Genomic DNA, 26,850 nt, shown 5'->3' with positions numbered 1-26,850 from the left:
TCATCAGCCTTTGAAGATGAAGCGACGGATGGAGGACACGTTGGTGAAGATTCGTATGCCAAGCACCACGATCACGGCGGTCTGCAACTGAGATCCGACACCCAGCTGGTTGCCAAGGAACACCAGCAGCGTGGCGGTGATGACATTCGAGAAGAAGGAGATAACGAACACTTTGTCGGAGAAGCTGCGCTGGAAATACGCGCGCGCCGCGCCCAGCAGAGCATCCAATGCGGCCAGCACCATAATCGGCAGATATGGCTGCAGTTCGATGGGAATGTCCGGACGAACGAACACGCCGATCACCACACCGATGATGAGTCCCAAGACCGCTGCCATTACTCGTCCTTCCTCACATGAGTCGTATCGCCCGCGACCGCAGCTTCCAGTGTAATGGATTTGCTTCTGCTCACCTGCGGATAAATGCCGGCCTTCTTGAAATCGTCATACAGCTTTTTCTGCGCCGTCTTGTCCACCGCCCTCGACAAGGTCACCGGATTGCCAATCGCCTCGATTTTATAGGGGCTTTGCACCGAATTCACACCGATGAGGATCGTCGTACCGGCCGTTCGGATCGAGGTCTGCACGCCGAGTCTGTTGCCGTTGATGGCAATCGCCTCCGCACCCGACTGCCATAGCAGGGAGACCAGCAGCTGCAGATCGGAATCGGTGACGACGCGGATCTGGCTGCCGTTCTCCCTTGGCAATGAGGAATCGACATTGTCACCGCTGGCCGCAAGCGGGTTGGCCACTGTCAGGGTGATGCCTTCGCCCTGCACCGGAAGAGTGCCGTTGACCATCTCGTCATCCTGCAGCGTCTGATTCAGCGACCAGCTCGCCACGGATTTTGATTCGGTCTCGACTTGGGACCGCAGGTCGTTGACCTCCTTGGTAAGGTCACCGGCCTGTTTCGTCTGATCCGTCAATTGGCTTGCCAGCTGTTTACGCACTTCCTTGCGCGGATCGGTGCTGAGCTGACGCACGAAGACGCTCCCTGCCGTACCGACCGCGATGCAGATGAGGAACACCAGGATTCTGGTGGCCCAAATCGATACGGTGGAGCGCTTCTTGGTCGCCAATCTGGAATCGGAATACAGCACGTCCATTGGACGGTTGGTCAAATCGTCTATGAGACGAAGCGAATCCTCCTCAGTGCGTCTGCGCCGTTGGGGAATCGCAGACATGGAGGCCTGTTGCACATGATGCGATGCAAGCCCCGTGAAAGACGCCGAGAAAACGGCGCGATGCTTCGTCGGCATGTTCTCCATCGAAACGGGGAACGACGCGTAACGCGGAGCATCGGCATTCATGCGTGTCAATCCTTATGATCCCTGTCGTTTTTCAGCAGCTGAAGCCCCTGGCGCATGTAGATATACCCCGCGAGCCAGTACAATCCAACACCCCAGATGCCAATGGCAAGACCGCAGAGATGCAGCGAGTCGGTAGCGGAATTCGACCAGATGTCGGCGAAAATCAGCGCGACGATGGCTATCAGCAGCATCGCGGTCCCGGCCTTGCCTACGAAATGGACGGGCAGCGGACCATAATCATGCTGCGCGAGAACCAACACGAGAATCGCCATGATCAGATCCCGAAGACCGACGACAATCAGCATCCACCATGGAATGATATTCGCCACGCCCAAAGCGAGAATGCTGCAGAAAATCAGCAGACGATCCGCGATGGGATCAAGGATCTGGCCGATTTTGCTCACCTGGTTGAATGATCTGGCGATCAATCCATCCAGTCCGTCGGACACCGCGGACAAAGCCAGCACGACCAAGGCGGGAACCATCTTGTGGTGGGAGACCAGCACTGAAATGAAGGGAATCGAAATGATCCGCAACAGGCTGATGAAATTCGGAACCGTGAAATAAATATCCCGTGGTTCCGGACTGTACTGCTTCTTGATAATCAGTTTGCCCATACTGCGAGAGACGCTACATTCTCGAAGCCTGCAATGCGGTGACGATTATGCCACGGGCACCGACCTCATACAACTGATCCATGAGCAGGTTCACCTTCGCCTTCGGCACCACCACGCGCACGGCCGCCCATTGCTTGTCATGCAACGGCGAGATTGTGGGGCTTTCGAAGCCTGGAGTGATGTTCACGGCCGTGGACACCTTCTCGACCGGGATGTCGTAATCCATAAGCACATATCGCTGAGCGGTGAGCACGCCCTGCAGACGACGGCTCAGAATCGTCAACCGATCATCATCCTCGGCGAGACGAGGAGAACGGATCAGCACCGCCTCGGAATGCATCAACGGCTCGGCGAAGACACGAAGGCCTGCGTTGCGCAGCGTCGTACCGGTGGACACCACATCGGCGATCAGGTCGGCCACTCCAAGCTGGACGGACGACTCGACGGCGCCATCCAGATGCACGGTTTCCGCGTTGATGCCATGTTCGACCAGATAGTCATGCACGAGCTTGTCGAACGTAGTGGCAACGCGCTTGCCTTCGATGTCCTCAAGCTTGGTGATCGGCGAATCGTTCGGAGCCGCGAAACGGAATGTGGAGGCGCCGAATCCCAGCTGCATGTGCTCCTTGGCATCGGTTCCGGAATTCACCAGCAGATCATGGCCGGTAATGCCTACGTCAATGGTGCCACGGCCGACATACACGGCGATATCCAATGGACGCAGGTAGAACAGCTCCACTTCGTTGTCGGGATCCTCCACGACCAGCTGGCGGGGGTTGCTCCTCAAACGGTAGCCCGCCTCGGACAGCATGTTCCAAGCGGGTTCGGACAGCATGCCCTTATTGGGCACAGCGATTCTCAGCATGGTTCTCCTTCAGGAAAGGCCACACCGTCAAGTGGCATGGCCTCGGGTTTCCTCACAGGTTCTTGTAAATATCCTCGAGCGTGATGCCGCGGTCGATCATCATGACCTGCAGATGGTAGATGAGCTGGCTCATCTCCTCAGCCGTGCGGTCGGCACCCTCGTATTCTGCGGCGATCCAGGTCTCCCCCGCCTCCTCAACGATTTTCTTGCCGATGAAATGCGTGCCCTTGGCCAGCTCGTCGACGGTCAGGGAACCCGCCTGCTTGGTGGCGGCCTTCTCGCTCAGTTCAGCGAACAGCGATTCAAAAGTCTTCATAATCGTAGTTTCCTTGTGTGGTGGTCGTTCACGCCTTGAAGGCCGCTTCGGCCTTCTCGCGGATGGAATCGATGGCTTCGGCCGGATTCTCGGCGCCGTACACGGCGGAGCCTGCGACCAGCACATCCGCGCCGGCTTCCGCCACGATATGCGCGGTCTTGGGGCTCACACCGCCATCGACCTGGATCTTGGTATTCAAGCCGCGACGGGTGATCTCATCACGCAGGCGACGAACCTTGGCCATCTGGTTGTCCAGGAACTTCTGGCCTCCGAAGCCAGGCTCGACGGTCATGATCAGCACCATATCGAATTCGTCGAGAATGTCAAAGATCGGCTCTACCGGTTCGGCCGGGCGCACGGCGAAGCAAGCCTTGCATCCCATGTCGCGCAGCTGACGGGCGAGACGCACCGGAGCGTGGGCGGCCCCCATATGGAAGCTGACGGAAGCCGCACCAAGCTTGGCGTATTCCGGAGCCCAACGATCCGGATCCTCAATCATCAGATGCACATCGACAGGCAGGTCGGTGACCTGGCAGATGCGAGCCACAATCGGCTCGCCCAGCGTCAGATTCGGAACGAAATGATGATCCATCACGTCCACATGGACGAGATCCGCGTTGGAGATGGCCTTGAGGTCGCGTTCCAGATTGCAGAAATCGGCGGACAGGATGCTAGGTGCGATTTGAATAGTCATGTCTCTCATTCTATGGAAGGTAATCGACTTGATATCACTTGTTGTCGGAATGGTCATCGGCATGTGAGACGGAAAAGCCATCGTTTGCCGCGATTTCACCCACAGTATTCATGGTCTTGGCTTCAGCCGTCGAGTCGGATCCAAGACCATCGGCAAGACGGGTTTCGATTTCGGTGACGGTGCGCAGCTTCTCCGCGAGCAGTTCGGTGGGCTTGCCCATCTGCTGGACGACGATGAAGGCTGCCACACCGAGCACGAACACCGCCAGGGAGACCCACACATTGATGCGCACGCCCAGGAATTCGTGGGCGAAATCAATGCGCAGAGCCTCGATCCAAGCGCGTCCAGCCGTATACCACATGATGTACATGGCGAACAACGAGCCCGCCTTGAGTCTTTTCATGATCCTGGATCCGAGGAACACGATGAGCACCGCGCCAATGAGATTCCAGATCATCTCGTATAGGAAGGTGGGATGGAACAGTGTGCCCGTCGGGCAGGTGGCACCGTCATAGCATTGTTCGCTGTGGCCTATGGCACTTCCCTCCATATTGAGCTTCAGACCCCACGGCAGCGTGGTCGGCGCACCGTAGAGCTCCTGATTGAACCAGTTCCCCAAGCGTCCCACGGCCTGCGCCACAAGCAGTCCAGGAGCGACGGCGTCGCCGAGCAGCGCCATCGGATAATGCTTGTGCCGGCACCATGCCCATGCAGCGAGAGCCCCAAGCAGCACACCGCCCCAGATGCCCAATCCGCCATTCCAGATTCGGAACATCTCGACCCAATCGCCATTCGGTCCGAAGAAACGTTCCGGCGTGGTGATGATGTGGTAGAGGCGCGCGCCAATGATGCCGCTCGGCACCGCGACCAACGTGATGTCGAGAATCTGGTCGAAGGTGCCGCCGTATCGCTTCCAGCGGACGGTAGTCATCCATACGGCCAGCACAATGCCAAGCAGAATGCACAACGCATAGAAATGTATGGTCACCGGACCGATGGAAAACTGCGAAATCGTCGGTGACGGAATATAAGCAAGTGTCATGGTTCCCCGATGGTAGTCCACGTATCCGATATGATGCGTGGACTACCAATGCGCCGTTTCCGGCTGTTTCAGTTACGGGCGTTATGGATGCCCTCGGCGAGCTCCTCGGTCTTCGCGGCCAAAGCCTTGAGACCAGCAGCCTCATCGACGGCGTGTTTGCCGGATTCGTCGAGCATGGTATGCACCAGAGCCGAACCGACGATGACGCCGTCCGCATACGATCCCACGCGGGCGCCCTGCTCGGCGGTGGACACGCCGATGCCGACGCACACGTTCTTCGCGCCGGCCTTACGAGTGCGAGTCACCAGTTCCTCCGGCGAGGCGTCAATGGTGGAGCGTTCGCCGGTGACGCCCATGCGTGCCGCCGCGTAGACGAAGCCACGCGCATTGTCTGCAACAATCTTCAGACGATCCTCGGTGGAATCCGGGGACACCAGGAAGATGCGGTCGAGCGCATGGCGGTCGGACGCCTCGATCCATTCGCCGGCCTCGTCCGGAATGAGATCCGGAGTGATTAGACCAACGCCGCCCGCGTTCTCGAAGTCACGTGCGAAGCGTTCGACACCGTAGTGGAAGATGAGGTTCCAGTAGCTCATGACCAGCGGCACTCCCCCGGCATTCGCCACGGTTTCCACGGCTTTGAACACATTGGCGATTTTCTCGCCATTGTCGATGGCGATTTGGGAGGCCGCCTGGATGACGGGGCCATCCATGACGGGATCGGAATAGGGCAGTCCAATCTCGACCGCGTTCACACCATGTTCGACCATGGTGCGGAACGCTTTGAGCGAGTATTCCGGATCAGGGAATCCGTACGGCAGGTATCCGATGAAGGCCGGCTTGTCGGCGGCTTTGAACTTCTCGAACATGGACTCCGTCGGACTGGGCTTGTGGCTGATGCCGAGCGGCTGTCCGGACGGCGTGGATGCTGTTGCGTTCGTCATGATGATTGCTCCTTCTCTCACTCGCCGTCCGCGTTGTTGCCCTGGGCGCCATTAGCTTCCAAGGCCTTGGCCTGCTCGTCGGTCAGATATCCGAACCACTTGCCGGCGGTGTTCATGTCCTTGTCTCCACGACCGGAAATGTTGATGATCATGACCGGATGCTTATACCCCTTGGCTTTGAGATCCGCTGCAGCCTTATAGGCGCCGGCGACGGCATGGGAGCTTTCAATGGCCGGGATAATGCCCTCGGTCTCGCACAGGTCCTTGAAGGCGCTCATGGCCTCCTGATCGGTCGCCCAAGAGTAGTTGACGCGTCCGATGTCCTTGAGCCATGCGTGCTCGGGGCCTACCGAGGCGTAATCCAATCCGGCAGAGATGGAATAGGTGTCGAGGGTCTGACCTTCGGAGTTCTCCAGCAGATAGCTCTTGGCACCTTGGAACATGCCGAGTTCGCCGGTTCCCGGCGCGAATCGGATGGCATGCCGCCCGGATTCGGGACCATTGCCGCCAGCCTCGTAGCCGTACAGGTTCACACGATCGTCGTCAAGGAAGGCGTTCATGATGCCGATGGCATTGGAGCCACCGCCGACGCATGCGCAAATCGCATCCGGATGGTCGATGCCATACCAATCCTGCAGCTGCTGCTTGGCTTCCTCACCGATGATCTTCTGGAAGTCGCGCACCATGGATGGGAACGGATGAGGTCCCGCGACCGTGCCAAGCAGGTAATGAGTGTCCTTGACGTTGGTGACCCAGTCGCGCAACGCCTCATTGATGGCGTCCTTGAGAATGCGGTCGCCCAAGGTGACCTCCACGACTTCCGCTCCCAGCATGCGCATACGCGCCACATTCAACGCCTGGCGGCGGGCATCGATCTGCCCCATGTAGATGCGGCACTTGAGCCCCAGCATGGCGCAGACCGTCGCAGTGGCCACGCCGTGCTGTCCGGCACCGGTCTCGGCGATCACACGGGTCTTACCCATGCGCTTGACCAGAAGGGCCTGACCGAGCGCGTTGTTGATCTTGTGGGCACCGGTGTGGTTCAAATCCTCGCGTTTGAGGAACACACGTGCGTCGAGCCCGGTCTTCTCCTTGAGACGTTCGGCGAAACGGGGAGCCTCGGTCAACGGTGATGGACGGCCGACATACTGCTGGTTCAATCGCGCCAATTCCTTATGGAATTCCGGATCGGCCTTGGCTTCCGTGTACACGCGTTCAAGCTCATCCAACGCCGTGATCAACGCTTCCGGCACATATCGTCCGCCGAATTGCCCGAAATACGGTCCTTCATGACTTGCCAACGGAGTCTGTTCAGATGCTTTCACTCTTGCTCCTGCCTTCACTAGTCGATTCACAGCCTGTTCATGGTCGGCCGCTGTGGCGACGCCCTCTCCCACCAGCACCGCATCGGCGCCGGCACGGGCATAGTCCTCAAGCTCGACCGCGCCGAACACGCCCGATTCCGCCACGCGAATCACATCGTCCGGCAAATCGGCCGCCAACTCGTTGTATTTGTTCACATCCACCTTGAGGTCTTTGAGATTACGGGCGTTGATGCCAATGACCTTGGCTCCCACCTTGATGGCGCGCTGGATCTCCTCGCGAGTGTGGGTCTCCACAAGAACCGTCATATTAAGGCTGTGCGCAAGATCGAGCAAAGACTTGAGTCTGTCGTCATCCAGTGCGGCGACGATGAGCAGCACCAGATCCGCCCCATGCGCGCGCGCCTCCCAAATCTGGTATTCAGTGACGATGAAATCCTTACGCAACACGGGAATCCTCACCGCGGCGCGCACCTTGTCGAAATCATCAAGCGAACCAAGGAACCGGCGCCCCTCGGTGAGCACGGAAATCGCACTCGCCCCTCCCCGTTCGTATTCACGAGCCAAAGCGGCCGGGTCGGGGATATCGCTCAAATGCCCCTTGGAAGGGGAAGCCCTCTTGATTTCGGCGATAACCGGGATGCCATCCGGCTTCTTCAGCCATTGACGCGCGTCAATCGGCGACGGCGCCTCGAACGCCATGCGCTTGACCTCGTCAAGCGGCACATCCTTCTCCCTCGACTTCTGATCTTCGACGGCTCCCGCCACCAATTCATCGAGCACGGACATTGATATTCCTTTCACAACACAATCGAATGGTCACATATGACTCACAACTGGCGAAGCTGCGCGGCGATCTGTACCGCCTCGACGCTGGCTTCGGCCTTGTTACGAGTCTCCTGCCACTCACTGGCCGGCACGGAATCAAGTACGATTCCAGCTCCGGCCTGCACGCTCGCTTCATGGTCGCGGATGAATGCAGTTCGAATGGCGATGGCCATATCGAGATTGCCTGAAAAATCAAAATAGCCAACGGTGCCGCCGTAGATGCCACGATCGGCCGGCTCAAGCTCATCGATGATGTCGATGGCACGCGGCTTCGGCGCTCCGGACAGCGTTCCCGCGGGGAAGGCGGATGTGAATACATCGAACGGAGTCATGCCATCGGCGACTTGTCCCGTGACGGTAGAGCAGATGTGCATGATATGACTGAACCGCTTGATATCCATCAGGGAAACGACTTCGACGCTTTCCGGTTTGCACACTCGGCTCAAATCGTTGCGGGCCAAATCGACCAACATGATATGCTCGCTGCGTTCCTTCGGATCGGCCAGCAGCTCCTTGGCAAGCCTCTCATCCTCTTCGGGAGTGGCGCCGCGCGGCCGGGAGCCGGCGATCGGGAAGGACATGGCATGGCCGTTGTCCACCTTGATCAGGGTCTCCGGACTGGAGCCGATGACATTGAAATCACGTCCCTGCGCATCGGTAAGCGCCATGAAGTACATATATGGGCTTGGATTGAGCGTGCGCAGCACACGGTACACGTCGAACGGATCCGCAGGTGAATCAATGTCAAGCCGCTGCGAGATGACCACTTGGAATACATCGCCGTCGACAATATGGCGCTTGGCTGTTTCGACGGCGCGCTCGTAATCCCCTTTTTCGGTGCGGAACCGCAGCTGGGGCTGTTCGACCGATTCGTCGAGCACATTGACCCTCGCCTCGTTCTCGACTGGCGTGGCGGCCTTGCGTTGCATGTCATCCAAGCGTTCCAGAGCCTCGTCATAGGCGGCATCGGCGCGTGTCGGACGATCGTCGACATTCACGGCATTGGCAATCAACCATACGGAACCGGACACATGATCCACCACGGCGATGTCCGTGGCAAGGGCCAGCACGGTTTCCGGCTGCCCGGTCTCGTTCGGTGCCTTGGCGCGCAAAGTCGGTTCCCAATGCCGGATCGAGTCCCAGCCCACCGTACCGACAAGGCCGCTGGTCAGATTCGGCAGCCCTTCGACATGCGGAGCCTTCAATGTCTTCAGCGCAGCATGGGCCACTTCGACGACATCCCCTTCCGTGGGGACACCGACAGGCACCCGTCCAAGCCAATCGGCCTTGCCCGCGTTCGAACGCAGTTGCGCCATGGAATTCACACCGATGAAGCTGTACCGGCTCCAAGCCCCGCCGAATTCCGCAGATTCGAGGATGAATGTGCCGGAACGGCCTCCCGCCAAACGCTCATAAAAACCCACCGGAGTGAGTGAATCGGCAAGCAGTCGCCGCACGATGGGAATGACACGATACCCTTGATCCGCCAATTCATGGAATTGCTCACGGCTTGGCCAGGTGGAACCCCACTTCAGTGTCCGAACGCTGCATTCGCTCACCGCTGACCCTCCTGTTCCTTGGTTCGATAACCTACAACCACGGGCAGCTGCCCGCCTTCCTCGAAGCAGGAACGCTTGCCCGTATGGCACGCCGCCCCCACTTGGTCGACTTCCACCAGAATGGCATCTCCGTCACAATCCAGCGCGAAGGACTTCACATATTGAGCATGACCCGACGTATCGCCCTTGCGCCAGTACTCCTGCCTGGATCTCGACCAGAACGTGACACGACCGGTGGTGAGGGTCCGTCTGATGGCTTCGTCATTCATATAGCCGACCATCAGCACTTCCTTGGTGTCGAACTGCTGGATGACGGCGGCGACCAGACCTTTGTCGTCGCGCTTGAGCCGCTGCGCGATGCGGGGATCGAGGGTGATGGAGTTGTCGTATGCTTTTTCGTTGGTCATGATGATGCTTCTTGCGATTCGTTCAGTGGAAATGCTTTACGTGCAGTTGTTCCGGCGTTCCAGACGCGTGGACGCTTCTTCCCTTCAGCGCACGGTGTAACCGGCGGCCTTGATGGATTCCTTGACCTCGCCGATGGTGACCTTCCCGTAGTGGAAGATCGATGCAGCGAGCACCGCGTCCGCGCCAGCCGCGATCGCCGGCGGGAAATCCGCCGCCTTCCCGGCGCCTCCCGAAGCGATGATGGGAATCTTGACCTCCTTGCGCACGGCCTTGATCATTTCCAAATCGAATCCCTGCTGGGTGCCGTCGGCGTCCATCGAATTGAGAAGAATCTCTCCCGCACCGAGCTCCTGGGCTCGTTTGACCCACCAGATGGCGTCGATGCCCGTGGATTTGCGCCCTCCCATGGTGGTCACTTCGAAACCGGACTGCGTATGGCGCTCCCCGCGCTCTCGCCGCGCATCGACGGAAAGGACGAGCACCTGGTTGCCAAACCGTTCGGCAACGCGGCTGATCAATGTGGGATCGTTGATGGCTGCGGTATTGACGCCTACTTTGTCCGCGCCGCAGCGAAGCAGCGAATCGACATCCTCAGGGGTGCGTACGCCGCCGCCTACGGTCAGCGGGATGAAAATCTGCTCAGCAGTCCGGCTCACCACATCCACCATGGTATGTCTGTGGGAGCTCGAAGCCGTCACATCGAGGAACGTCAGCTCGTCAGCGCCCTGCCGGTAGTATTCCGCAGCAAGTTCCACCGGATCGCCGGCGTCGCGAAGATTCTCGAAATGCACGCCTTTGACCACTCGTCCCGCATCTACATCAAGACATGGAATGACTCGGACCGCCAGTGACATGGTGCTCTACTCCTTCGCGCATAAAGTTTGCAACGATTGCAAGAGTAACCGCAAAATGTCACGCCGACTCGTATGGAGTCCGAGTAGCGGACAAAAACATTGGATCAGTCGCGTTCCTTGGCGGCCAGCTGACCGCAAGCTCCATCGATGTCCTGTCCGCGGGTGTCCCGCAATGTGGCGGTGATGCCCGCGTTGCGGAGAATCTCCAGGAATCTGCGTTCGTCCTCGGGCTTGGAAGCGGTCCATTTCGATCCCTCGATGGGATTGAGCGGAATCGGATTGACATGCGCCCAGTCGTCCCCGTAATGGTTCAGACGTTTGGCCAGCAGCCTGGCATGCTCGGCCTGGTCGTTGATGCCGCGCATCAAAGCGTATTCGATGCTGACCCGCCGCTTGGTGGCCAGATAGTAATCATGCGCGGCATCCAGCACCTGCGTGGTGTTGAAACGCTTGTTCATCGGTACCAATTCATCGCGCAGCTCATCGCTCGGAGCATGCAGCGACACCGCGAGTCTCACGGGAATACCCTCCGCGGCAAGCTTTCTGATGCCCGGCACCACACCAACCGTGGAAACGGTAATATTTCGGGCGGAAATGCCGAATCCTTCAGGAGGCATGGCGCTGATCTGACGGACGGCGCTCAGCACCGACCTGTAGTTGCCCATAGGCTCGCCCATACCCATGAACACGATATTGCTCAACCGGCCCGGGCCGCCGGCCACATCGCCGTCACGCATGGCTTTGGCCGCCACCCGCACCTGCTCCACAATCTCACCCGCGGACATGTTTCTGGTCAGTCCCAACTGTCCGGTGGCGCAGAACGGGCATCCCATGCCGCAGCCGACCTGGCTGGAAATACATAATGTTGTTCTTGTCGGATAACGCATCAACACGGATTCAATCAATGATCCGTCGAACAAACGCCACAATGTTTTGATGGTCTCGCCCTCGTCGGCGACCTGGCGGGTCACCTCGTGAATGAGTTCCGGGAAGAAAGTTTCGGCCGCGTCGGCGCGTCTGGCCGCGGGGAAGTCAGAGAATTCCTCCGCGTCGATATCAAAATGGCCATAATAATGGTTGGCCAATTGCTTGACTCTGAATTTCGGCAGACCAATTTCCTCGGCCTTGGCGATACGCTCATCGTCGGACATGTCGGCGAAATGCAGCGGCGGCTTGCCACGCCGGGCATGATCCTTCGACAGCACATCCCTGAATGCGCCCGATGTTCCTCCGGGCGTGATGCCGGTTTCCGGTTGTTCGTTCACGGAATTCACGTTATAGCCGTCTCTTTCTCACATTCCGGCGACCCACAGCAGCACGCACACGAAAGGCGCGCACAGCAGGATGGAGTCGACACGATCCATCACACCACCATGGCCTTTGAGCAAGTGTCCCATGTCCTTGATACCGATGTCGCGCTTCAGCATGGACGCGCACAGATCGCCGAATGTTCCCGCAACACCGATCATGACACCAGCGATGACGGGCACCCACCAGCGGGACACGCACACGGATGGCTCATATGTGCTGAACATAGCAACGAAGGAACCGACCATGGCAAACAGGATGGAGCCGGCGAGACCTTCCCAAGACTTCTTCGGGGAGATGCGCGGACTGAGCTTGTGCTTGCCGAGCCACGCTCCTGCGAACAGCCCACCGGTATCGCTCAAAGCCGGCATGAACACCAGCATGATGGCATGCGCCACGGGATGGTTGTTGAAGGTCAGCGGCATAATCAGACAGGAAGCCAGCAATGGGATGTACAGCACCGTGAACATGGAGACGGCCACATGGCTCAGCCGGCTGTGGCTGACCTCGCCCTGTTCGTGGTTGAATGACGATTCAAGACGCGCACCGGCATCGGTGTGCGACAGCTTGTCCGCCACAGCAAGAGAGAGACGGCTGCCGAACGTCACCTTGGCGCTGGCTGCGATAGCAACCAGCAAAAGCGAAACCAATACGCAGACCGTCATCGCCACAATATGATGGGTGCTGTAATACGTGGCCAGCAATGTCGCTGCCGAACACACCCACAGCGTCACCACGGGAATATGCAATCCCACGGTGGCGAAATCGACGCGCAGCTCCCACAGGGCGAGCATCATGAACAACACGACCAGATAGACGAACAGGTCGACGCTGATCAGCAAGCATGCCAGAATGATGGCGATGAGGACGACAGCCGTGCCAATGGCCTGCGGCATGTTTCGTCCCGTCTTCTTGTTGATGGCGTCGATGGCCTCGGCTTCCTTTTCGTGTTGCTCCTGATGCCCCGTCATGTTCTCCCCTGTGATACCGTGCGTCGATTATTGATATGGAGGTATGGAGACTCAGACCTCCATAATCTCCTTCTGCTTGGTTTCCAGCAGAGCGTCAAGCTCGTCAGTGGTCTGCTTGGTGACCTTGTCCAGCTCCTTAAGCAGACGATCGCCCTCGTCCTCGCCCATATCGCCATCCTTGATCGCCTTGTCAAGCGATTCCTTGACCTTACGACGGATGTTGCGCACCGCAACCTTGCCGTCCTCCGCCTTGCCCTTGGCAATCTTGACGTATTCCTTGCGGCGTTCCTCGGTCAGCTCCGGCATGGTCAGACGGATGACGTTGCCGTCACGGCGCGGGCTGGCGCCAAGATCGGAGTCGCGCAGCGCCTTCTCCACGGCATTGGCCTGGGACGCGTCAAACGGGGTGACGGCCAAAGTACGCGGTTCCGGAACACCGATGGTGGCGACGGCCCTCAGCGGGGTCGGAGCACCATAGTAATCAACGGTGATGCCATTGAGCAGCGCCGGATTCGCACGGCCGGTGCGGATGCCGGAGAAGTTCTCCTTGGTGGATTCCACGGACTTGGCCATCTGGGCCTTGGCCTGATCAACGATAGTTGCCATTGTTTTGCTCCTTATATTGTTGTTTCAATCGATATTCGACGTTGAATGTCTTCACTCGGCAAGCTTGGATTCAGCGGTGGAGACCATGGTACCGATCTCATCACCGAGCAGTGCGCGGGTCACGTTTCCGGCGCCTTCCAGACCGAAGACGCGGATACGCTGCCGATTGTCCCTCGCCATGGAAAGCGCGGCGGCGTCCATGACGGCAAGATTGTCCACCAGCGCACGGTTGTAGCTCAGCGTGGCGAAGCGCTTTGCGTTTGCGTCCTTGCGGGGATCAGCGGTATACACGCCATCCACGCCGTTCTTGCCCATCAGCACTTCGTCGCAATGGATCTCCAGGGAACGCTGGATGGATACCGTATCGGTGGAGAAGTACGGCATGCCGGCACCGGCGCCGAAAATCACGACGCGGCCCTTTTCCAAATGACGAATGGCCTTGAGCGGAATGTACGGCTCAGCCACCTGCCCCATGGTGATGGCGGTCTGCACGCGGGTGGCCTGGCCCTCCTGCTCAAGGAAATCCTGCAGTGCGAGGCAATTCATCACAGTGCCGAGCATGCCCATGTAATCGCCGCGGGAACGGTCGATGCCGGCCTGCTGCAATTCGGCGCCACGGAAGAAGTTGCCGCCGCCTACGACGATGGCAACCTGTACTCCCTGTTTGACGGCGGGGACGATTTCCTCCGCGATGCGACGGATGACGGTGGTGTCGATACCAACTTTGCCGCCTCCGAACGCTTCACCGGAAAGCTTGAGCAACACCCTGCGAGGATTGTCACCAGTGTTTTCGCCAGTCATGAAATGCCTTTCTTACCCGAAAACCCATGAAATTACCGCTCTCAAGACTATCGGCAAACACAGACACCGGAAACACGATGGCTTGGAGGAAAAAGAAAAAGGCCACAACCCAATGGGATTGTGGCCTTTGAAGATATGACGGCCCGCATGGGGAATACGGACCTATCTCATATCAGATTCACTCGGCGTCGCCCTTGCCGACCTCCACGCGAGCGAAGGACAGCGCGGAGCCACCGACTTCCTTGAACAGGTCGCCGACGGTCTTGGACGGATCCTTGACATAGGCCTGCTCGAGCAGCACGGTCTCCTTGTAGAAAGCGCCGAGACGGCCTTCCACGATCTTCGGGGCGATCTTCTCGATCACGGCTTCCGGCTTGCCCTTGCTCTTGAGCTCCTCGGTGGTCTTCTCGGTGGCCACGCGGCGCTCGGACTCCAGCACATCGGCCGGGACGTCCTCGCGGGTCAGCCACTGGGCACCCATCGCGGAAATCTGGAGAGCAGCCTCATGGGCCACGGCGGCGCCGGCCTCATCGGTGGCGATCATGGCCACGATGCTCGGCGGCATCTCAGCGGACTTCTTGTGGGCGTAGACCTCGACATGCGGGCCTTCGACCTTGGCGAACTGGCCGACCTTGACATGCTCTCCGAACAGAGCCGCGGCTTCTTCGACGGCTTCCTTCACGGTGGAGTCGCCGGAGGCGGCCGCCAGAACGTCATCCACGGAGGATGCGCCGGCCTTGACGGCATCATCGAGCACACTGTCGGCGAACTCCACGAACTTCGGGGTCTTAGCCACGAAATCGGTCTCGGAATTCAGCTCGACCGCGTAGCCGGTCTGGCCGTTGGCGGATTCGACGACGGTGGAGGCGATGGTGCCTTCCTGGGCCTTGCGGCCTTCGCGCTTGCCGGCGGCCTGAATGCCCTTAGCGCGGATGATCTCCTTGGCGCGGGCCACGTCGCCTTCGGCTTCGGTCAGTGCCTTCTTGACGTCCATCATGCCGGCGCCGGTTTCCTCGCGCACCTGCTTGATCAGAGCTGCAGTGATTGCTGCCATTGATTTGTCTCCTCTGAAAATTTGGTGATGCCTCTATGATGGGAGGCACAACTCCTCCCATCATAGAGCATGGTTTCACTCAGCCTTGGCTTCGCCTTCGGCCGCAGCCGGAGCTTCGGCGGCCGGAGCGCCCTCAGTGAGGAGCTCCTTCTCCCAAGCGGCCATCGGCTGCTCGGAATCGCCTTCAGCCTTGGCGGCCTTGCCGGAGCGCTCCAGCAGGCCTTCCGCCACTGCGTCGGCCATGAGGCTGGTCAGCAGCTCGATGCCGCGGATGGCGTCATCATTGGCGGCGATCGGATACTCGACGGATTCCGGATCGGCGTTGGTGTCGACGATGGCGACGACCGGGATGCCCAGCTTGTGGGCTTCCTCGACGGCCAGGACCTCCTTGTTCACGTCGACCACGAACATGGCGGACGGGGTACGGTTCATGTTGCGGATACCGCCCAGCTGCTTGGCCAGCTTGTCCTTCTCACGCTCGAGGAGCAGCAGCTCCTTCTTGGTCAGACCGGAACCGTGCACGTCGGTGAAGTCCATCTCCTCAAGTTCCTTGAGGCGGGAGACACGCTTGGACACGGTCTGGAAGTTGGTCAGCATACCGCCGAGCCAACGCTCGGAGACGTACGGCATGTTCACGCGGGTGGCCTGGGTGGAGACGGCTTCCTGAGCCTGCTTCTTGGTGCCGACGAACAGCACGGTGCCGTTGTGGGCGACAGTGGCCTTGATGAAGTCATAGGCCTTGTCGATCATGTCGAGCGACTTGAACAGGTTGATGATGTGGATGCCGTTGCGCTGGGTGAGGATGAACTGCTTCATCTTCGGGTTCCAACGACGGGTCTGGTGGCCGAAGTGCAGACCTGCCTTCAGCATGTCGCTCATAGTGATCTGAGCCATGGTATCGCTACCTCTTTCTTGTCGGTTCTTGCCTGGCCATGCGTTCCTGCGTGCAGCCAACGTCTTGAAGACGTCAGCCGACCGACACAGGCCGTCACGAGCATGACGCGAATTGGTTGTGCGCCGGTTGACAATATTGGTGGTTTGAGACGCTCGCGACAACGTCCCTCGCCGGGATGGCACACAAGAGATAAAAATATCACGGGGCCACGTCTTTCATGGACGCGGCCCCGTGACGTTTATCGATTCTCTGATTACTTGCGATGGTTGCGCATGTAACGCATCGCCTCGCGACGCTCTTCCTTTTCCAGACGGTCGAGATAGACATGGCCATCCAGATGGTCGGTTTCGTGCTGCAACATGCGTCCCATGATGCCATGACCCTCCAAAACGACGGTGTTGCCATCCAAGTCAATGCCGCGCACCCGTGCGTAATCCGCACGACGGGTCTTGTACCACAATCCCGGAACGGACAGGCAGCCTTCATCGCCATACTGCTCTCCGCTGGTCTCTTCAAGCACTGGATTGAGCACATAGCCGATTTTGCCGTCGATATTGTAGGAGAACGCGCGCAGACTCACGCCGATTTGGTTGGCGGACAGACCGGCACGTCCTGGATCGTCGACGGTGTCCAACAAATCCTGCACCAGATGGCGCACGGCGGGTGTGATCTCCCTGATGGGGTCGCATGGCGTACGTAGCACCGGATCAGGTACGACACGAATCTCACGGATTGCCAAAATTAACGCTCCTCGCTATTGTCCGAATCCTCGGCCTCGGAAGGCTCAGCGGATGATTTCGCATTGTCATCCGACTCATCGGACTGTTTCTTGATTCTCTCCTGCATGGTATCAAATGCCTGCCGAACCTTCGGACTAACCGATTCGGAAGCCTGTCGCACGCTTTCCGATGCCTGCTTGACCGTTTCTGTGGTGCGATCGAGAATCTGAACTGTCTTCGGCAAAGGCCTGCCGGACTGTTTCGGAGCATAGATGACGTTCTCGATGATGTCCTCGTAGCGCTGCAGCACCTTGGGGCGCACGACCTTCAGGCTCGCAGTCAGAGTACCATCCTGCTGATTGAATTCCTCACTGAGGATTTCGAATTTACGTACGGATTCCGCGCGGGAGACATTCGCGTTAGCCTTTTCGATATATTGCTGCACGAATGCACGAACCGCATCGTTCCCGGCGATCTGTTCCATGGACATATCGCCGTCCAGCCCCTGCTGGGATAGCCACGAACGAACCATGTCGGGGTCCAGTTCGATCAACGCACTAATGAACGGCTTCCCGTCGCCGATGACCACCGCGTGAGACACGATCGGACAAGTGTCGATGATGTCCTCCATCGGCGCCGGACTGACATTCTTGCCTCCAGCTGTAATGATGATGTCCTTCTTGCGGCCGGTTATATACACGAATCCGTCGTCGTCGATGGCTCCCAGATCCCCTGTTCTGAGCCAGCCGTCGGGCATTTTGACCTCGGCGGTCTTCTCGGGGTTCTTGTAGTAGCCGAGAAAGACGTTGGGCCCCATAACCTGCAGCTCCCCATCATCATCGGTGCGAACGCCCATACCGGGGCCGGGCTTGCCGACTGAACCGACACGGTTGGCGTTCTGCCAATTGACGATCATCGGAGCCGCCGTCTCCGTCATGCCGTAGCCCTGTATGAAGGTGATGCCGTCCATGCCGTTGAAGAAGTGGGCAAGATCGACGTTCAACGGAGCCCCTCCGCATGCCAGATATTTCAGATTCGGACCAAGCGCGGAGCGAATGGACTTGCCTACGGTGGACATGAAGAACGAGTGCTCGGTGCGGGCGATCAGGGAATGTCCGTCTCCGTTCTGCTCATCCTTGGACCACTGGACGAAATGCTCGAATGCCTTGGCGAAAATCCTGCCGCGGATGCCGGCGCCGGCCTTCTGCGATGCGGCGTTGTACACTTTTTCGAACACGCGGGGCACGCCAAGCAGATACGTCGGTTTAAAGCTGCGCAAATCGGCAAGCAGGTGCTTGGCGCCGGAAAGATATCCGACCACGCCGTGACCGCCAATAGCCACATACTGGATGTAACGGGCGAAGCAGTGCGCCAGTGGCAGAAACAGCATCAACCGGTTCGGCTGGTAAAGCATTTCGTCAAGGATGATGTAGCCGTTGAGCACGATATGCGTGAAATTGCGGTGGGACAGCATCGCGCCTTTCGGACGTCCTGTGGAACCCGACGTGTAGACGATGGTGAGCATGTCATCCGCCTTGACCCGGGAGATGGCCCGATCGAGCATGTCGTCATCGACGCCTTCTCCGAAGTCCACGACCGCGTCGAGTCCGCCGGCCTTGAAGTTGAAAACGTAACGCAGCCCCTCATAATCATCGCGAATCTGCTCAAGGGTTTGCGTGTGAGAGGAGTCCCCTGCGAAAGCGATGATCGGCTCGACCTCCTCGACGATGGAGGCCGCCTGCTTGGCCGAATCCGTCTCATATATCGGAACGCTTACCGCGCCGATCGCGGCGCAGGCAAAATCCACCACGCCCCATTCATAACAAGTCGGGGAATAAATGACCACCATGCTACCCGGTTTGACATCAAGACCGATAAGACCTTTCGCCACGGCGCGAACACGAGCGAGCATTTGGGCCGCCGTCACATCATGCCATTGCCTAGTATCGTCATCCTGCCATTGCGCAGTAAGATCATCCGGGGACTTCTCCGCACGGCGCGCCAGCAATGCGTAGACCGTATCCTCGTCCGTGGTGCTGTAAGCCGGTTCCGGCACAAATTCTCTCAACATGGTTTCTATAGTAGTTGCCGTCCTTCCAAGGCGCACAGAAAACCCTTGAAATCAGCTGTAAATAGCCAATTCCAAGGGTTTTGTCTTAATAATCCACCCGAAAAGGACGTCAGCCGAAATCAGCCACCGTACACTTCCATACGGACCCCTTGAGCACGAAGGTCGTATTGCAGCTCAATCGCAGTTCACCGATGTTGAGCAACGCGGTGCATTCGAATTTCGTCGGCGAAACCAGCCATCCGCTGACCATGAACACGTTGATGGGCAGCAAACCGAATCTGGCGTGAAGCCTGATATCCTCCTTCATGTGATTGATCAAAAGACCCGACGCCGTCTTCAACCGGCGCATGCAGTCCTCCGTCAGAATACGTTCGACATGCGCCGGCTTTCGGCGGCCACGGAAGATGTCGATGACATCGCATGACAGTCGCGCCCCCAAAAGTGCCAGATAGTGCGCCTGTCCCACATCCCACGGCGTGTTGTCGATGCGGATGATATGGTACGGAATGCGTTTGTGGGATAATTCCGATTCCAGAAAACCATCGTATGAGGAGAGGGATCTTTTCTCTCTTTTCAGCTGTTCCAACAGCCGGTTATCTTCTTCATTGAAGTCCAATATCGTGTCCAATCCTGATGACGGAATCTTGTCCGGTACGTCGTCGTGCGAAACTTCATCGTTGTCTGCCTCCTGTTCGGGATTGGATTGCGAATCCGGAGGTGGGACATCGTCGTTGAATAAATCGTCCATTAATATGGCCTCCTTTTTAGGATGTCATCCAACTCTGCTGAGAAGGACGTAATGACCATTTATACACGAGAAATTCCCCCCGTCAAATTGGCGGAGGGAATTATCGATATATGGACAACTCATCCTTCAGGGGTGACCCCTGGTCATTCGATCACCGGTTCGGAGTGACGGTGACCGGGCAACGCTGAAAACTCTTCAGATCGACATAACCGGTGGTGGCCATGGCCCGGCGGAGAGCACCGACGAAATTGGTGGTGCCGTCCGCGTTGTGGCTTGGGCCAAACATCACTTCCTCCAAGGTGCCCACGGTTCCCACGTTGGTGCGGAAACCACGCGGCAGCGTCTGATGGCGCGCCTCGGCACCCCAATGCATGCCCTGGCCGGGCGCCTCCTTGGCGCGAGCCAGCGGGGATCCGAGCATTACCGCGTCAGCACCGAGCGCGAAGGCCTTGATGAAGCTTCCGGAATCACCCATGCCTCCATCGGCAATCACCTGCACGTAACGGCCACCCGATTCGTCCATGTAGTCACGGCGAGCCTCGGCGACATCTGCGATGGCTGTGGCCATCGGCGCATGCACTCCGATAGTGTTGCGATTGGCGGAAACCGCACCGCCACCGAAACCGACAAGAACACCGGCGGCGCCGGTGCGCATCAGATGCAGCGCGGCTGTGTAGTTGGCCGCACCGCCCACAATGACCGGGACATCCAGATCATAGATGAACTTCTTGAGGTTGAGCGGTTCATGATCCTTGGAGACATGCTCCGCGGACACGACGGTACCGCGGATGACGAACAGGTCGACGCCCGCCTCGAGCACCGTCGAATAATAATCCTGCGTGCGCTGGGGAGACAGCGCTCCGGCGACGGTGACGCCGGCATCGCGGATCTCATGCAGACGCTCGACGATAAGCTCCGGCTTGATCGGCTCGGCATAGATCTCCTGGATGCGCTTGGTGGCCTTGTCCGCCGGCAGCTGAGCGATCTCGTCGAGCAGCGGCTGAGGGTCAGCGTAACGGGTCCACAGCCCTTCAAGGTCGAGCACGCCAAGCGCGCCCATCTTGCCCATGGCGATGGCCGTGGCCGGGCTGGTCACCGAATCCATCGGGGCGCCGATGACCGGTACATCGAATTCATAGGCATCGACCTGCCAGGAAGTGGATACATCCTGGGGGTCACGGGTACGACGAGATGGGACGATGGAGACGTCGTCCAGCGAGTAGGCCAGACGGCCTTTCTTGCCCAAACCGATTTCAATTTCCTGAGACATGGTTTCAAGGCTAATGCTCAGCTATGACAGTGGGTCCGAGCGTGTCCTCCCATGGTTTTGGACATTTCCGTACGGAATTAACACACATGTATTAAAACAGAGGTCATCACCTCAATCCCCACAGGAGGACAAACCATGGCCAAAATCAAGGTCGAAGGCAAGGTCGTCGAACTCGACGGCGACGAAATGACCCGCGTCATCTGGAAGGACATCAAGAACCGTCTGATTCTGCCGTATCTTGACGTGGATCTGGATTACTACGATCTGGGCATCGAGAATCGAGATGCCACCGATGATCAGGTGACCGTGGACGCAGCGAAGGCCATCCAGCGGGAGCATGTCGGCGTCAAGTGCGCCACCATCACCCCCGACGAGGCGCGTGTCAAGGAATTCGGCCTGAAGAAGATGTGGAAGTCCCCCAACGGCACCATCCGCAACATCCTCGGCGGCACCATCTTCCGCGAGCCGATCGTCATGAGCAACGTGCCCCGTCTGGTTCCCGGCTGGACGAAGCCCATCGTCGTGGCCCGCCACGCGTTCGGCGACCAGTACAAAGCCACGGACTTCAAGGTTCCGGGAGCCGGCCAGCTCACCGTCACGTTCACCCCGGAAGACGGCGGAGAGCCCATCCAGCATGTCGTGTACAACTACGGACCCGACGGCGGCGTCGCCCAGGTGCAGTACAACGTCAACGATTCGATCCGCGGCTTCGCACGCGCCTGCTTCAACTACGGCCTGATGCGCGGCTACCCGGTGTACCTGTCCACCAAGAACACGATTCTCAAGGCATACGACGGACAGTTCAAGGACATCTTCGCCGAAGTGTTCGAAACCGAATACAAGGACAAGTTCGAGGCGGCCGGACTCACCTATGAGCACCGACTAATCGACGACATGGTGGCAAGCTCCCTGAAATGGCACGGCGGATACATCTGGGCCTGCAAGAACTACGACGGCGACGTACAGTCCGATTCCGTGGCACAGGGCTTCGGATCGCTCGGCCTGATGACCTCCGTGCTGATGACCCCCGACGGACAGACTGTCGAGGCCGAGGCGGCGCATGGCACGGTGACGCGTCACTATCGTCGCTGGCAGAAAGGCGAGAAGACCTCTACCAACCCGATCGCCTCGATTTTCGCCTGGACGGGCGGTCTCAAGCACCGCGCCGACCTTGACAACACCCCCGAGGTCAGGCACTTCGCAGAAACGCTGGAAAAGGTCATCATCTCGACCGTCGAAGGCGGGCAGATGACCAAGGACCTCGCCATGCTCATCGGCCCAGATCAGCCATGGCTCGACACCGAGGGCTTCATGGATGCGCTCGACGAGAACCTGGCGAAGGCCTTGGCGGAGTAATCGTCGTTTTTCACAAAGAGAAAGCCCGTATGCGCCCACACACGTATACGGGTTTTTCGCTGCTTGGATATTACAATCAATGGTCAGTATGAGGAATCCGCCCACTGTATTCGCAAAGGACATGGCATGACACTGCATCGCATAACCACGACGAAACGGCTGCTCGCCCTGCTGGCATCGGCCTGCATGGTGACGGCCATGGGCGCATGCTCATCCAACGACAACACGCAGTCGCAGGACAAGGCCACACAGTCCAGCGCGGTAAACCCAGCCGGTAGCGTGGCGATTTTCACGCCGGCCGACGGCATCACCATCTCCCAGCAGACGCCATTGAGTAAATGGGAGAAGATCGTTCCCGAAATCGTGTCATCCCTGAAGCAGGAAGGTGTCAAAAGCAGCGACATCACCGTCAAGAACTCCTCGAATCTGGCCAAGCAGAGCCAAAGCGTGCAGGACTATGTGGTGAACCACATCAACGGTTCGGAACACTTGTCCTCGAAAAGCGGAACCACTCTGGTGGTGGCGCCGGTCACGGATCTTTCGGAATCCGACAGGCAGTACGGCGACTATGCCAAGCATGACATCACTTGGGATGCCGACGCGGCGGATGAGAACGCGAAGGATCACGCGCAATCCGCGCAACGTCTGGTATCGGCATTGCGTCTCGCGCAGAACGAAGGCATGAAGGTTGTTCTGGTCTCCAACACCCTCCAGGGATATGCTCCGGATGTGTACGCTCCAATGGTCACCGCCGAGCAGATCGGGCAACTGCAGGCGAAGGAACTCGTCAGCAAGCTCGAACTCGGCAAGGCGTCTTCCAATGATCCCAAGCAGATCGAGGTGCTGCTCCCCTATGATGAGACGGATGAGCACGGAAGCAAGGAGGACACGTCCTTCGCCCAGCATGTGTTCAGGGGAATCTGGCAGATTCTCGGACCGTACTTCAAGGATGGCAAGGCCGTCTCCCCTTCCGGAACGCTCACCGCGTCAACCGATGAATCCGATTGGCAATCCGTGGCATTCGAATCCGCAAAGGACGAACAAATTAAATCGACGCTCGCCGAACGTCTTGGCATGGACGAGGATGACGCGCATCCCACCCGTATTGACGGCATCATCTCATGCAACGACTATGTGGCGAAGAACGTCGCCGATGAATTGAACAAACTCGGCTACACGGGCTCCTCGGCGGATGTCAATCCATCCATCACCATCTCCGGCATCATGGACAGCATCACCGGAAAAAAGGATCTGGAGAAAAAGGCAGTGCCTGATTCGCCGAATGCCTCAACCGACAATGACGGAGATAAGAAATCGGACGACGAGGAGAACATGCAGTGGCCGATCATCACCGGCTATGGGGCGTATATCAGTTCCATGCCGAATATCGTCAACGGCAAACAATGGATGACCGCGATGGAAAATCGCAAGACCCTAGCCAAGGACATCGCTCGGACCTGCGTGCGTTTGAATGTCGCAGGCAAGCCGTCCAAGCTCGACTTCATCGTCTCAGCGACGGTTGCAGGAAAGAAGACGCCGACCATCCATGAGGATGCTCTGGCGATAAGCGCGGGTAATCTCAAGAAGACCCTGATTGAGCCAAACTATATATCCTTGGCGGACGCCGGCCTGTGATGCCGTCTCGACTGCGATGAAGTGGAAAAGAAGCCCGGAGACATAATGTCTCCGGGCTTCTTTCGGATAATACCAAGGCTTATTCGGCGTGCGGCGCCGGCTTCCTCGGCACATAGATGACCTTGTCTATCAGCGTCTGATAATGATCCACCACCGCCTGTCGGCGAGCTTTCATGCTTGGCGTGACCAGACCGTTCTCCTCGGTGAATTCGTCAGGCACGATTTCGAACTTGCGGATCGACTCGGCACGCGAGGCGAGCTCATTGGCCTTGTTGACCGCCCGCTCGACCTCGGCGCGCACAATGGGATTCTTCGAGGCTTCGTCCAAGTCGGCGACGCGTTCCGCACCCTTGGATTCCAGCCACAAGTTCGTCTCGGTCAGATCGAGGGAGATGATGGCAGCGATGAAAGGCCTACGGTCACCGATCATCACGCATTGGCTCACCACCGGCGAAGTCATGATGGAAGCCTCCATCTCGCACGGGGAGACGTTCTTGCCACCGGCGGTGATGATGAGATCCTTCTTACGGCCGACGATGGAGACGAAACCATCGTCGTCGATGGAACCAAGGTCTCCGGTATGCAGCCATCCATCAACGATCTGCTGTCTGGTGACGTCGGGATTGTTGTGGTAACCGACACACACGGCAGGGCTTTTGATGCACAGCTCTCCGTCCTCGTCGACACCCATGGTGACCCCCTGCAAAGGCAGCCCGATGGTGCCTATCCTGTAGCCTTCGGTCGGGTTGACACTTGAGGGGGCGCAGGTTTCGGTCATGCCGTAACCTTCCAGTAACGGAAGACCGACGCCGTTGAAGAAGTGCGCGATGGATGAGTCGAGCGGAGCGCCGCCGGAGACCGCATATTCCACGTGGCCGCCGAACACGTCCATAATTGACGAATACACAAGCTTGTTATACAGAGCATGCTTCGCGTTCAATGCAAAGGGAATCCCCTTGCCTGATTGCTGGGCGTGCGACCAGTCATATGCGGTCCGGGTGGCGCCCGCGAACACACGTCCCTTGAAGCCGGAACCGGCCTTCTGCGATGCCGCGTTGTAAATCTTTTCGAAAATCCTTGGCACGGCGAGGATGAATGTCGGTTTGAACGCCTTGAAATCGGCGAGAATGGTCTTCAAATTGCTGGAAAGGCCAAGCGAGACATTGCCGGCGAAGCAGAAGAACTGCATGTACCTTGCGAACACGTGGGCCAACGGCAGGAACAGCAGCAGGCGACGATTCGGCTTCATGGCGATGTCCGGCATGGAATTGACACCGGAGTAGGTGATAAACACGAAGTTGGCGTGCGTCAATTCGACGCCTTTCGGCGTGCCCGTGGATCCGGATGTGTACACGATGGTGGCCAGATCGGAACCTTTGACCGCCTGTTCGCGTTCAAGGAACTCCGCATCCGAGACCGCATGGCCATATTCAATGATGGTGTCGAGCGCGCCAAGCCCGATGACATACACATCGCCAAGATCGGAACATTGTCCACGAACGGATTCGATCTTGTCACGTTGGGCGTCATCCTCGGCGAACGCCATTTTGACATTGGCGTCGTTGAAGATCATCCTCACCTGGGCCGGCGAGTTCGTCTCATACACCGGCACGGTGAGCGCGCCGATGGACATGATGGCCACGTCAAGCGCCGTCCACTGCCAGCAGGTATGCGCGATGATGGACACGGAATCCCCCGGCATCACGCCGCGGGCGATAAGACCTTTTGCGAGGGCCACCACCTTATCCCTGAATTGCGTGGCGGTGAACGCGCTCCATTCTCCTTGATCATTCTTGTATTCGACCAGGTTGTCGTCCGGAGTGCGTTCCGCACGCTCCTCGAGCACTGAGAAGATGTTTCTATCCGCGTCGATCGCATGTTCCAGAGGCCGCATGTATTCCTTGATCATAAGTTTCCCGCTTCTCGAAATCCGATGTATACATAGCATCATAACCATAATGCCGCACTTTCCCTCCGAAGCCGCGACTTCAAGTCAGCGGAACACGCAGGACAAGCCGATCACACCTCTTTGAGACCTATCCTCATTGACTTCACCCTGATTGATGGATCCGAATAATCACGTCCGATGCCTTTAAGACCCCAATGCAGGCACTGGGCGGAACAGTGCTCCGAATCGCCTTCGACGTGAGCGAAACGTTCCCCTTTGGCGATGGATGTTCCGACCGCTCGCGTCGTTACGGCTGGTTCGAATGTCGATGTAAGGTTCCCCACGTCCGCACCATGGCGAAGGGTCACCACGGATTTGCCAGCGACCTTGCCACTGAAGGCGATTGTCCCGCCGGCGGGTGCGAGAATGGCATCCTGCGCCTGAGCCTGTAGATCCACTCCACGATGGCCCGACAACCATTGTTTGGCTGGCGCGTCGTACACGCCGACGATTCGCGGCTGTTCCAAAGGCCATCGCATCGATGACTGGCATTCCGTTTGTACGGCATCACCAGCCGCTATGCTATCCGCATACGCGTATGCCGACGGCACGCGCAGACAGCAGGCCACGAACGCGGCACTCGCCGACACGCATATGATCATCGCAGCCGCACACCGACGACGATCACGTTCCTTAGCATCATCGGACATTCTGCTGCGACGGATACGTCGACGGTATTCTCTGCTATCCATGTTGATTCCCTTTGTCTGTA

Annotated in this window: 26 protein-coding genes; 2 read left to right on the top strand and 24 right to left on the bottom strand. The window is 58.4% G+C overall.

Annotated elements, in window-relative coordinates:
* Positions 1–3: 3 nt before the first annotated feature.
* The 22 genes from OU26_RS00410 to OU26_RS00305 form a co-directional block, all read right to left on the bottom strand.
* Positions 4–336 (bottom strand): small basic family protein, encoded by a 333-nt coding sequence (locus OU26_RS00410; protein ID WP_003809295.1) that lies wholly within the window; start codon positions 334–336, stop codon positions 4–6.
* Entirely contained in the window at positions 336–1,307 is a 972-nt protein-coding gene (locus tag OU26_RS00405; RefSeq protein WP_026645939.1) for a DUF881 domain-containing protein, read from the bottom strand. Before OU26_RS00405 ends, OU26_RS00410 begins: the two co-directional genes overlap by 1 nt.
* A 5-nt stretch (positions 1,308–1,312) precedes the next feature.
* Positions 1,313–1,924, bottom strand: a complete 612-nt coding sequence (locus OU26_RS00400; protein ID WP_026645938.1) for a CDP-alcohol phosphatidyltransferase family protein — start codon at positions 1,922–1,924, stop codon at positions 1,313–1,315.
* Between the two features lie 13 nt (positions 1,925–1,937).
* Positions 1,938–2,789, bottom strand: coding sequence for an ATP phosphoribosyltransferase (gene hisG / locus OU26_RS00395; RefSeq protein ID WP_026645937.1), 852 nt, complete (start codon positions 2,787–2,789; stop codon positions 1,938–1,940).
* Between the two features lie 52 nt (positions 2,790–2,841).
* Positions 2,842–3,105 carry a phosphoribosyl-ATP diphosphatase gene (locus OU26_RS00390; protein WP_003809305.1) on the bottom strand — a complete coding sequence of 88 codons (264 nt, stop codon included), beginning with the start codon at positions 3,103–3,105 and terminating at the stop codon, positions 2,842–2,844.
* A 28-nt stretch (positions 3,106–3,133) separates the two neighbouring features.
* Complete coding sequence (gene rpe, locus OU26_RS00385; RefSeq protein ID WP_026645936.1) at positions 3,134–3,799, bottom strand: ribulose-phosphate 3-epimerase; 666 nt, start codon at positions 3,797–3,799, stop codon at positions 3,134–3,136.
* Between the two features lie 34 nt (positions 3,800–3,833).
* Complete coding sequence (gene lgt / locus OU26_RS00380) at positions 3,834–4,841, bottom strand: prolipoprotein diacylglyceryl transferase (RefSeq protein WP_026645935.1); 1,008 nt, start codon at positions 4,839–4,841, stop codon at positions 3,834–3,836.
* Between the two features lie 68 nt (positions 4,842–4,909).
* Complete coding sequence (trpA, locus tag OU26_RS00375) at positions 4,910–5,785, bottom strand: tryptophan synthase subunit alpha (protein ID WP_026645934.1); 876 nt, start codon at positions 5,783–5,785, stop codon at positions 4,910–4,912.
* 17 nt (positions 5,786–5,802) lie between these two features.
* On the bottom strand, positions 5,803–7,896 hold the full coding sequence (locus tag OU26_RS00370; RefSeq protein ID WP_026645933.1) for a bifunctional indole-3-glycerol phosphate synthase/tryptophan synthase subunit beta: 2,094 nt from the start codon (positions 7,894–7,896) through the stop codon (positions 5,803–5,805).
* 41 nt (positions 7,897–7,937) lie between these two features.
* Positions 7,938–9,494, bottom strand: coding sequence for an anthranilate synthase component I (trpE, locus tag OU26_RS00365; protein ID WP_026645932.1), 1,557 nt, complete (start codon positions 9,492–9,494; stop codon positions 7,938–7,940).
* A complete protein-coding gene (gene hisI / locus OU26_RS00360) occupies positions 9,491–9,901 on the bottom strand; it encodes a phosphoribosyl-AMP cyclohydrolase (protein WP_026645931.1) in 411 nt (136 codons plus the stop codon). The genes trpE and hisI overlap by 4 nt, the downstream gene beginning before the upstream one ends.
* An 84-nt stretch (positions 9,902–9,985) precedes the next feature.
* Positions 9,986–10,756: an imidazole glycerol phosphate synthase subunit HisF gene (gene hisF / locus OU26_RS00355; RefSeq protein ID WP_026645930.1), complete on the bottom strand. Its 771-nt coding sequence runs from the start codon at positions 10,754–10,756 to the stop codon at positions 9,986–9,988.
* 104 nt (positions 10,757–10,860) lie between these two features.
* Positions 10,861–12,021, bottom strand: coding sequence for a dual-specificity RNA methyltransferase RlmN (rlmN, locus tag OU26_RS00350; protein WP_026645929.1), 1,161 nt, complete (start codon positions 12,019–12,021; stop codon positions 10,861–10,863).
* Between the two features lie 27 nt (positions 12,022–12,048).
* A complete protein-coding gene (locus OU26_RS00345; protein ID WP_026645928.1) occupies positions 12,049–13,035 on the bottom strand; it encodes a phosphatidate cytidylyltransferase in 987 nt (328 codons plus the stop codon).
* A 51-nt stretch (positions 13,036–13,086) separates the two neighbouring features.
* Positions 13,087–13,641: a ribosome recycling factor gene (gene frr, locus OU26_RS00340; protein WP_026645927.1), complete on the bottom strand. Its 555-nt coding sequence runs from the start codon at positions 13,639–13,641 to the stop codon at positions 13,087–13,089.
* Positions 13,642–13,692: 51 nt separating this feature from the next.
* Positions 13,693–14,442 carry a UMP kinase gene (gene pyrH / locus OU26_RS00335; RefSeq protein ID WP_026645926.1) on the bottom strand — a complete coding sequence of 250 codons (750 nt, stop codon included), beginning with the start codon at positions 14,440–14,442 and terminating at the stop codon, positions 13,693–13,695.
* Positions 14,443–14,620: 178 nt separating this feature from the next.
* On the bottom strand, positions 14,621–15,496 hold the full coding sequence (tsf, locus tag OU26_RS00330; RefSeq protein ID WP_026645925.1) for a translation elongation factor Ts: 876 nt from the start codon (positions 15,494–15,496) through the stop codon (positions 14,621–14,623).
* Positions 15,497–15,571: 75 nt separating this feature from the next.
* Complete coding sequence (rpsB, locus tag OU26_RS00325) at positions 15,572–16,390, bottom strand: 30S ribosomal protein S2 (RefSeq protein WP_026645924.1); 819 nt, start codon at positions 16,388–16,390, stop codon at positions 15,572–15,574.
* 254 nt (positions 16,391–16,644) lie between these two features.
* Complete coding sequence (locus OU26_RS00320) at positions 16,645–17,130, bottom strand: peptide deformylase (protein WP_026645923.1); 486 nt, start codon at positions 17,128–17,130, stop codon at positions 16,645–16,647.
* 2 nt (positions 17,131–17,132) lie between these two features.
* Positions 17,133–19,181: an AMP-dependent synthetase/ligase gene (locus OU26_RS00315; protein WP_026645922.1), complete on the bottom strand. Its 2,049-nt coding sequence runs from the start codon at positions 19,179–19,181 to the stop codon at positions 17,133–17,135.
* Between the two features lie 109 nt (positions 19,182–19,290).
* Positions 19,291–19,929: a hypothetical protein gene (locus OU26_RS00310; protein WP_026645921.1), complete on the bottom strand. Its 639-nt coding sequence runs from the start codon at positions 19,927–19,929 to the stop codon at positions 19,291–19,293.
* A 151-nt stretch (positions 19,930–20,080) separates the two neighbouring features.
* Complete coding sequence (locus OU26_RS00305) at positions 20,081–21,199, bottom strand: GuaB3 family IMP dehydrogenase-related protein (RefSeq protein ID WP_026645920.1); 1,119 nt, start codon at positions 21,197–21,199, stop codon at positions 20,081–20,083.
* 135 nt (positions 21,200–21,334) lie between these two features.
* Here OU26_RS00305 and OU26_RS00300 point away from each other — a divergent pair, with 135 nt between their 5' ends.
* The gene (locus tag OU26_RS00300; protein ID WP_026645919.1) at positions 21,335–22,555 is read left to right on the top strand and encodes an NADP-dependent isocitrate dehydrogenase; all 1,221 of its coding nucleotides are present in this window, start codon (positions 21,335–21,337) and stop codon (positions 22,553–22,555) included.
* A gap of 126 nt (positions 22,556–22,681) precedes the next feature.
* Positions 22,682–24,190, top strand: coding sequence for a type 1 periplasmic-binding domain-containing protein (locus OU26_RS00295; protein ID WP_026645918.1), 1,509 nt, complete (start codon positions 22,682–22,684; stop codon positions 24,188–24,190).
* Positions 24,191–24,269: 79 nt separating this feature from the next.
* Here OU26_RS00295 and OU26_RS00290 read toward each other — a convergent pair whose 3' ends face one another.
* Together OU26_RS00290 and OU26_RS00285 are read right to left on the bottom strand one after the other, a co-directional pair.
* Positions 24,270–26,099 carry an AMP-dependent synthetase/ligase gene (locus OU26_RS00290; protein ID WP_033498762.1) on the bottom strand — a complete coding sequence of 610 codons (1,830 nt, stop codon included), beginning with the start codon at positions 26,097–26,099 and terminating at the stop codon, positions 24,270–24,272.
* 110 nt (positions 26,100–26,209) lie between these two features.
* Positions 26,210–26,830, bottom strand: coding sequence for a M23 family metallopeptidase (locus tag OU26_RS00285; RefSeq protein WP_026645916.1), 621 nt, complete (start codon positions 26,828–26,830; stop codon positions 26,210–26,212).
* Between the last annotated feature and the right edge of the window lie 20 nt (positions 26,831–26,850).

The sequence above is a fragment of the Bifidobacterium ruminantium DSM 6489 genome (assembly GCF_000770925.1).
Classification (GTDB): Bacteria; Actinomycetota; Actinomycetes; order Actinomycetales; family Bifidobacteriaceae; genus Bifidobacterium; species Bifidobacterium ruminantium.
The sequence above is the reverse complement of the archived record's forward strand: the minus strand, read 5'-3'. Positions and strand labels throughout refer to the sequence as shown.

What these genes read in the sequence shown, in the direction of transcription:
- OU26_RS00410 (WP_003809295.1), bottom strand. Translation starts at nt 336, where the DNA reads ATGGCAGCGGTCTTGGGACTCATCATCGGTGTGGTGATCGGCGTGTTC.
- OU26_RS00405 (WP_026645939.1), bottom strand. Translation starts at nt 1,307, where the DNA reads ATGAATGCCGATGCTCCGCGTTACGCGTCGTTCCCCGTTTCGATGGAG.
- OU26_RS00400 (WP_026645938.1), bottom strand. Translation starts at nt 1,924, where the DNA reads ATGGGCAAACTGATTATCAAGAAGCAGTACAGTCCGGAACCACGGGAT.
- hisG (WP_026645937.1), bottom strand. Translation starts at nt 2,789, where the DNA reads ATGCTGAGAATCGCTGTGCCCAATAAGGGCATGCTGTCCGAACCCGCT.
- OU26_RS00390 (WP_003809305.1), bottom strand. Translation starts at nt 3,105, where the DNA reads ATGAAGACTTTTGAATCGCTGTTCGCTGAACTGAGCGAGAAGGCCGCC.
- rpe (WP_026645936.1), bottom strand. Translation starts at nt 3,799, where the DNA reads ATGACTATTCAAATCGCACCTAGCATCCTGTCCGCCGATTTCTGCAAT.
- lgt (WP_026645935.1), bottom strand. Translation starts at nt 4,841, where the DNA reads ATGACACTTGCTTATATTCCGTCACCGACGATTTCGCAGTTTTCCATC.
- trpA (WP_026645934.1), bottom strand. Translation starts at nt 5,785, where the DNA reads ATGACGAACGCAACAGCATCCACGCCGTCCGGACAGCCGCTCGGCATC.
- OU26_RS00370 (WP_026645933.1), bottom strand. Translation starts at nt 7,896, where the DNA reads ATGTCCGTGCTCGATGAATTGGTGGCGGGAGCCGTCGAAGATCAGAAG.
- hisI (WP_026645931.1), bottom strand. Translation starts at nt 9,901, where the DNA reads ATGACCAACGAAAAAGCATACGACAACTCCATCACCCTCGATCCCCGC.
- hisF (WP_026645930.1), bottom strand. Translation starts at nt 10,756, where the DNA reads ATGTCACTGGCGGTCCGAGTCATTCCATGTCTTGATGTAGATGCGGGA.
- OU26_RS00345 (WP_026645928.1), bottom strand. Translation starts at nt 13,035, where the DNA reads ATGACGGGGCATCAGGAGCAACACGAAAAGGAAGCCGAGGCCATCGAC.
- frr (WP_026645927.1), bottom strand. Translation starts at nt 13,641, where the DNA reads ATGGCAACTATCGTTGATCAGGCCAAGGCCCAGATGGCCAAGTCCGTG.
- pyrH (WP_026645926.1), bottom strand. Translation starts at nt 14,442, where the DNA reads ATGACTGGCGAAAACACTGGTGACAATCCTCGCAGGGTGTTGCTCAAG.
- tsf (WP_026645925.1), bottom strand. Translation starts at nt 15,496, where the DNA reads ATGGCAGCAATCACTGCAGCTCTGATCAAGCAGGTGCGCGAGGAAACC.
- rpsB (WP_026645924.1), bottom strand. Translation starts at nt 16,390, where the DNA reads ATGGCTCAGATCACTATGAGCGACATGCTGAAGGCAGGTCTGCACTTC.
- OU26_RS00315 (WP_026645922.1), bottom strand. Translation starts at nt 19,181, where the DNA reads ATGTTGAGAGAATTTGTGCCGGAACCGGCTTACAGCACCACGGACGAG.
- OU26_RS00310 (WP_026645921.1), bottom strand. Translation starts at nt 19,929, where the DNA reads ATGGACGATTTATTCAACGACGATGTCCCACCTCCGGATTCGCAATCC.
- OU26_RS00305 (WP_026645920.1), bottom strand. Translation starts at nt 21,199, where the DNA reads ATGTCTCAGGAAATTGAAATCGGTTTGGGCAAGAAAGGCCGTCTGGCC.
- OU26_RS00300 (WP_026645919.1), top strand. Translation starts at nt 21,335, where the DNA reads ATGGCCAAAATCAAGGTCGAAGGCAAGGTCGTCGAACTCGACGGCGAC.
- OU26_RS00295 (WP_026645918.1), top strand. Translation starts at nt 22,682, where the DNA reads ATGACACTGCATCGCATAACCACGACGAAACGGCTGCTCGCCCTGCTG.
- OU26_RS00290 (WP_033498762.1), bottom strand. Translation starts at nt 26,099, where the DNA reads ATGATCAAGGAATACATGCGGCCTCTGGAACATGCGATCGACGCGGAT.
- OU26_RS00285 (WP_026645916.1), bottom strand. Translation starts at nt 26,830, where the DNA reads ATGGATAGCAGAGAATACCGTCGACGTATCCGTCGCAGCAGAATGTCC.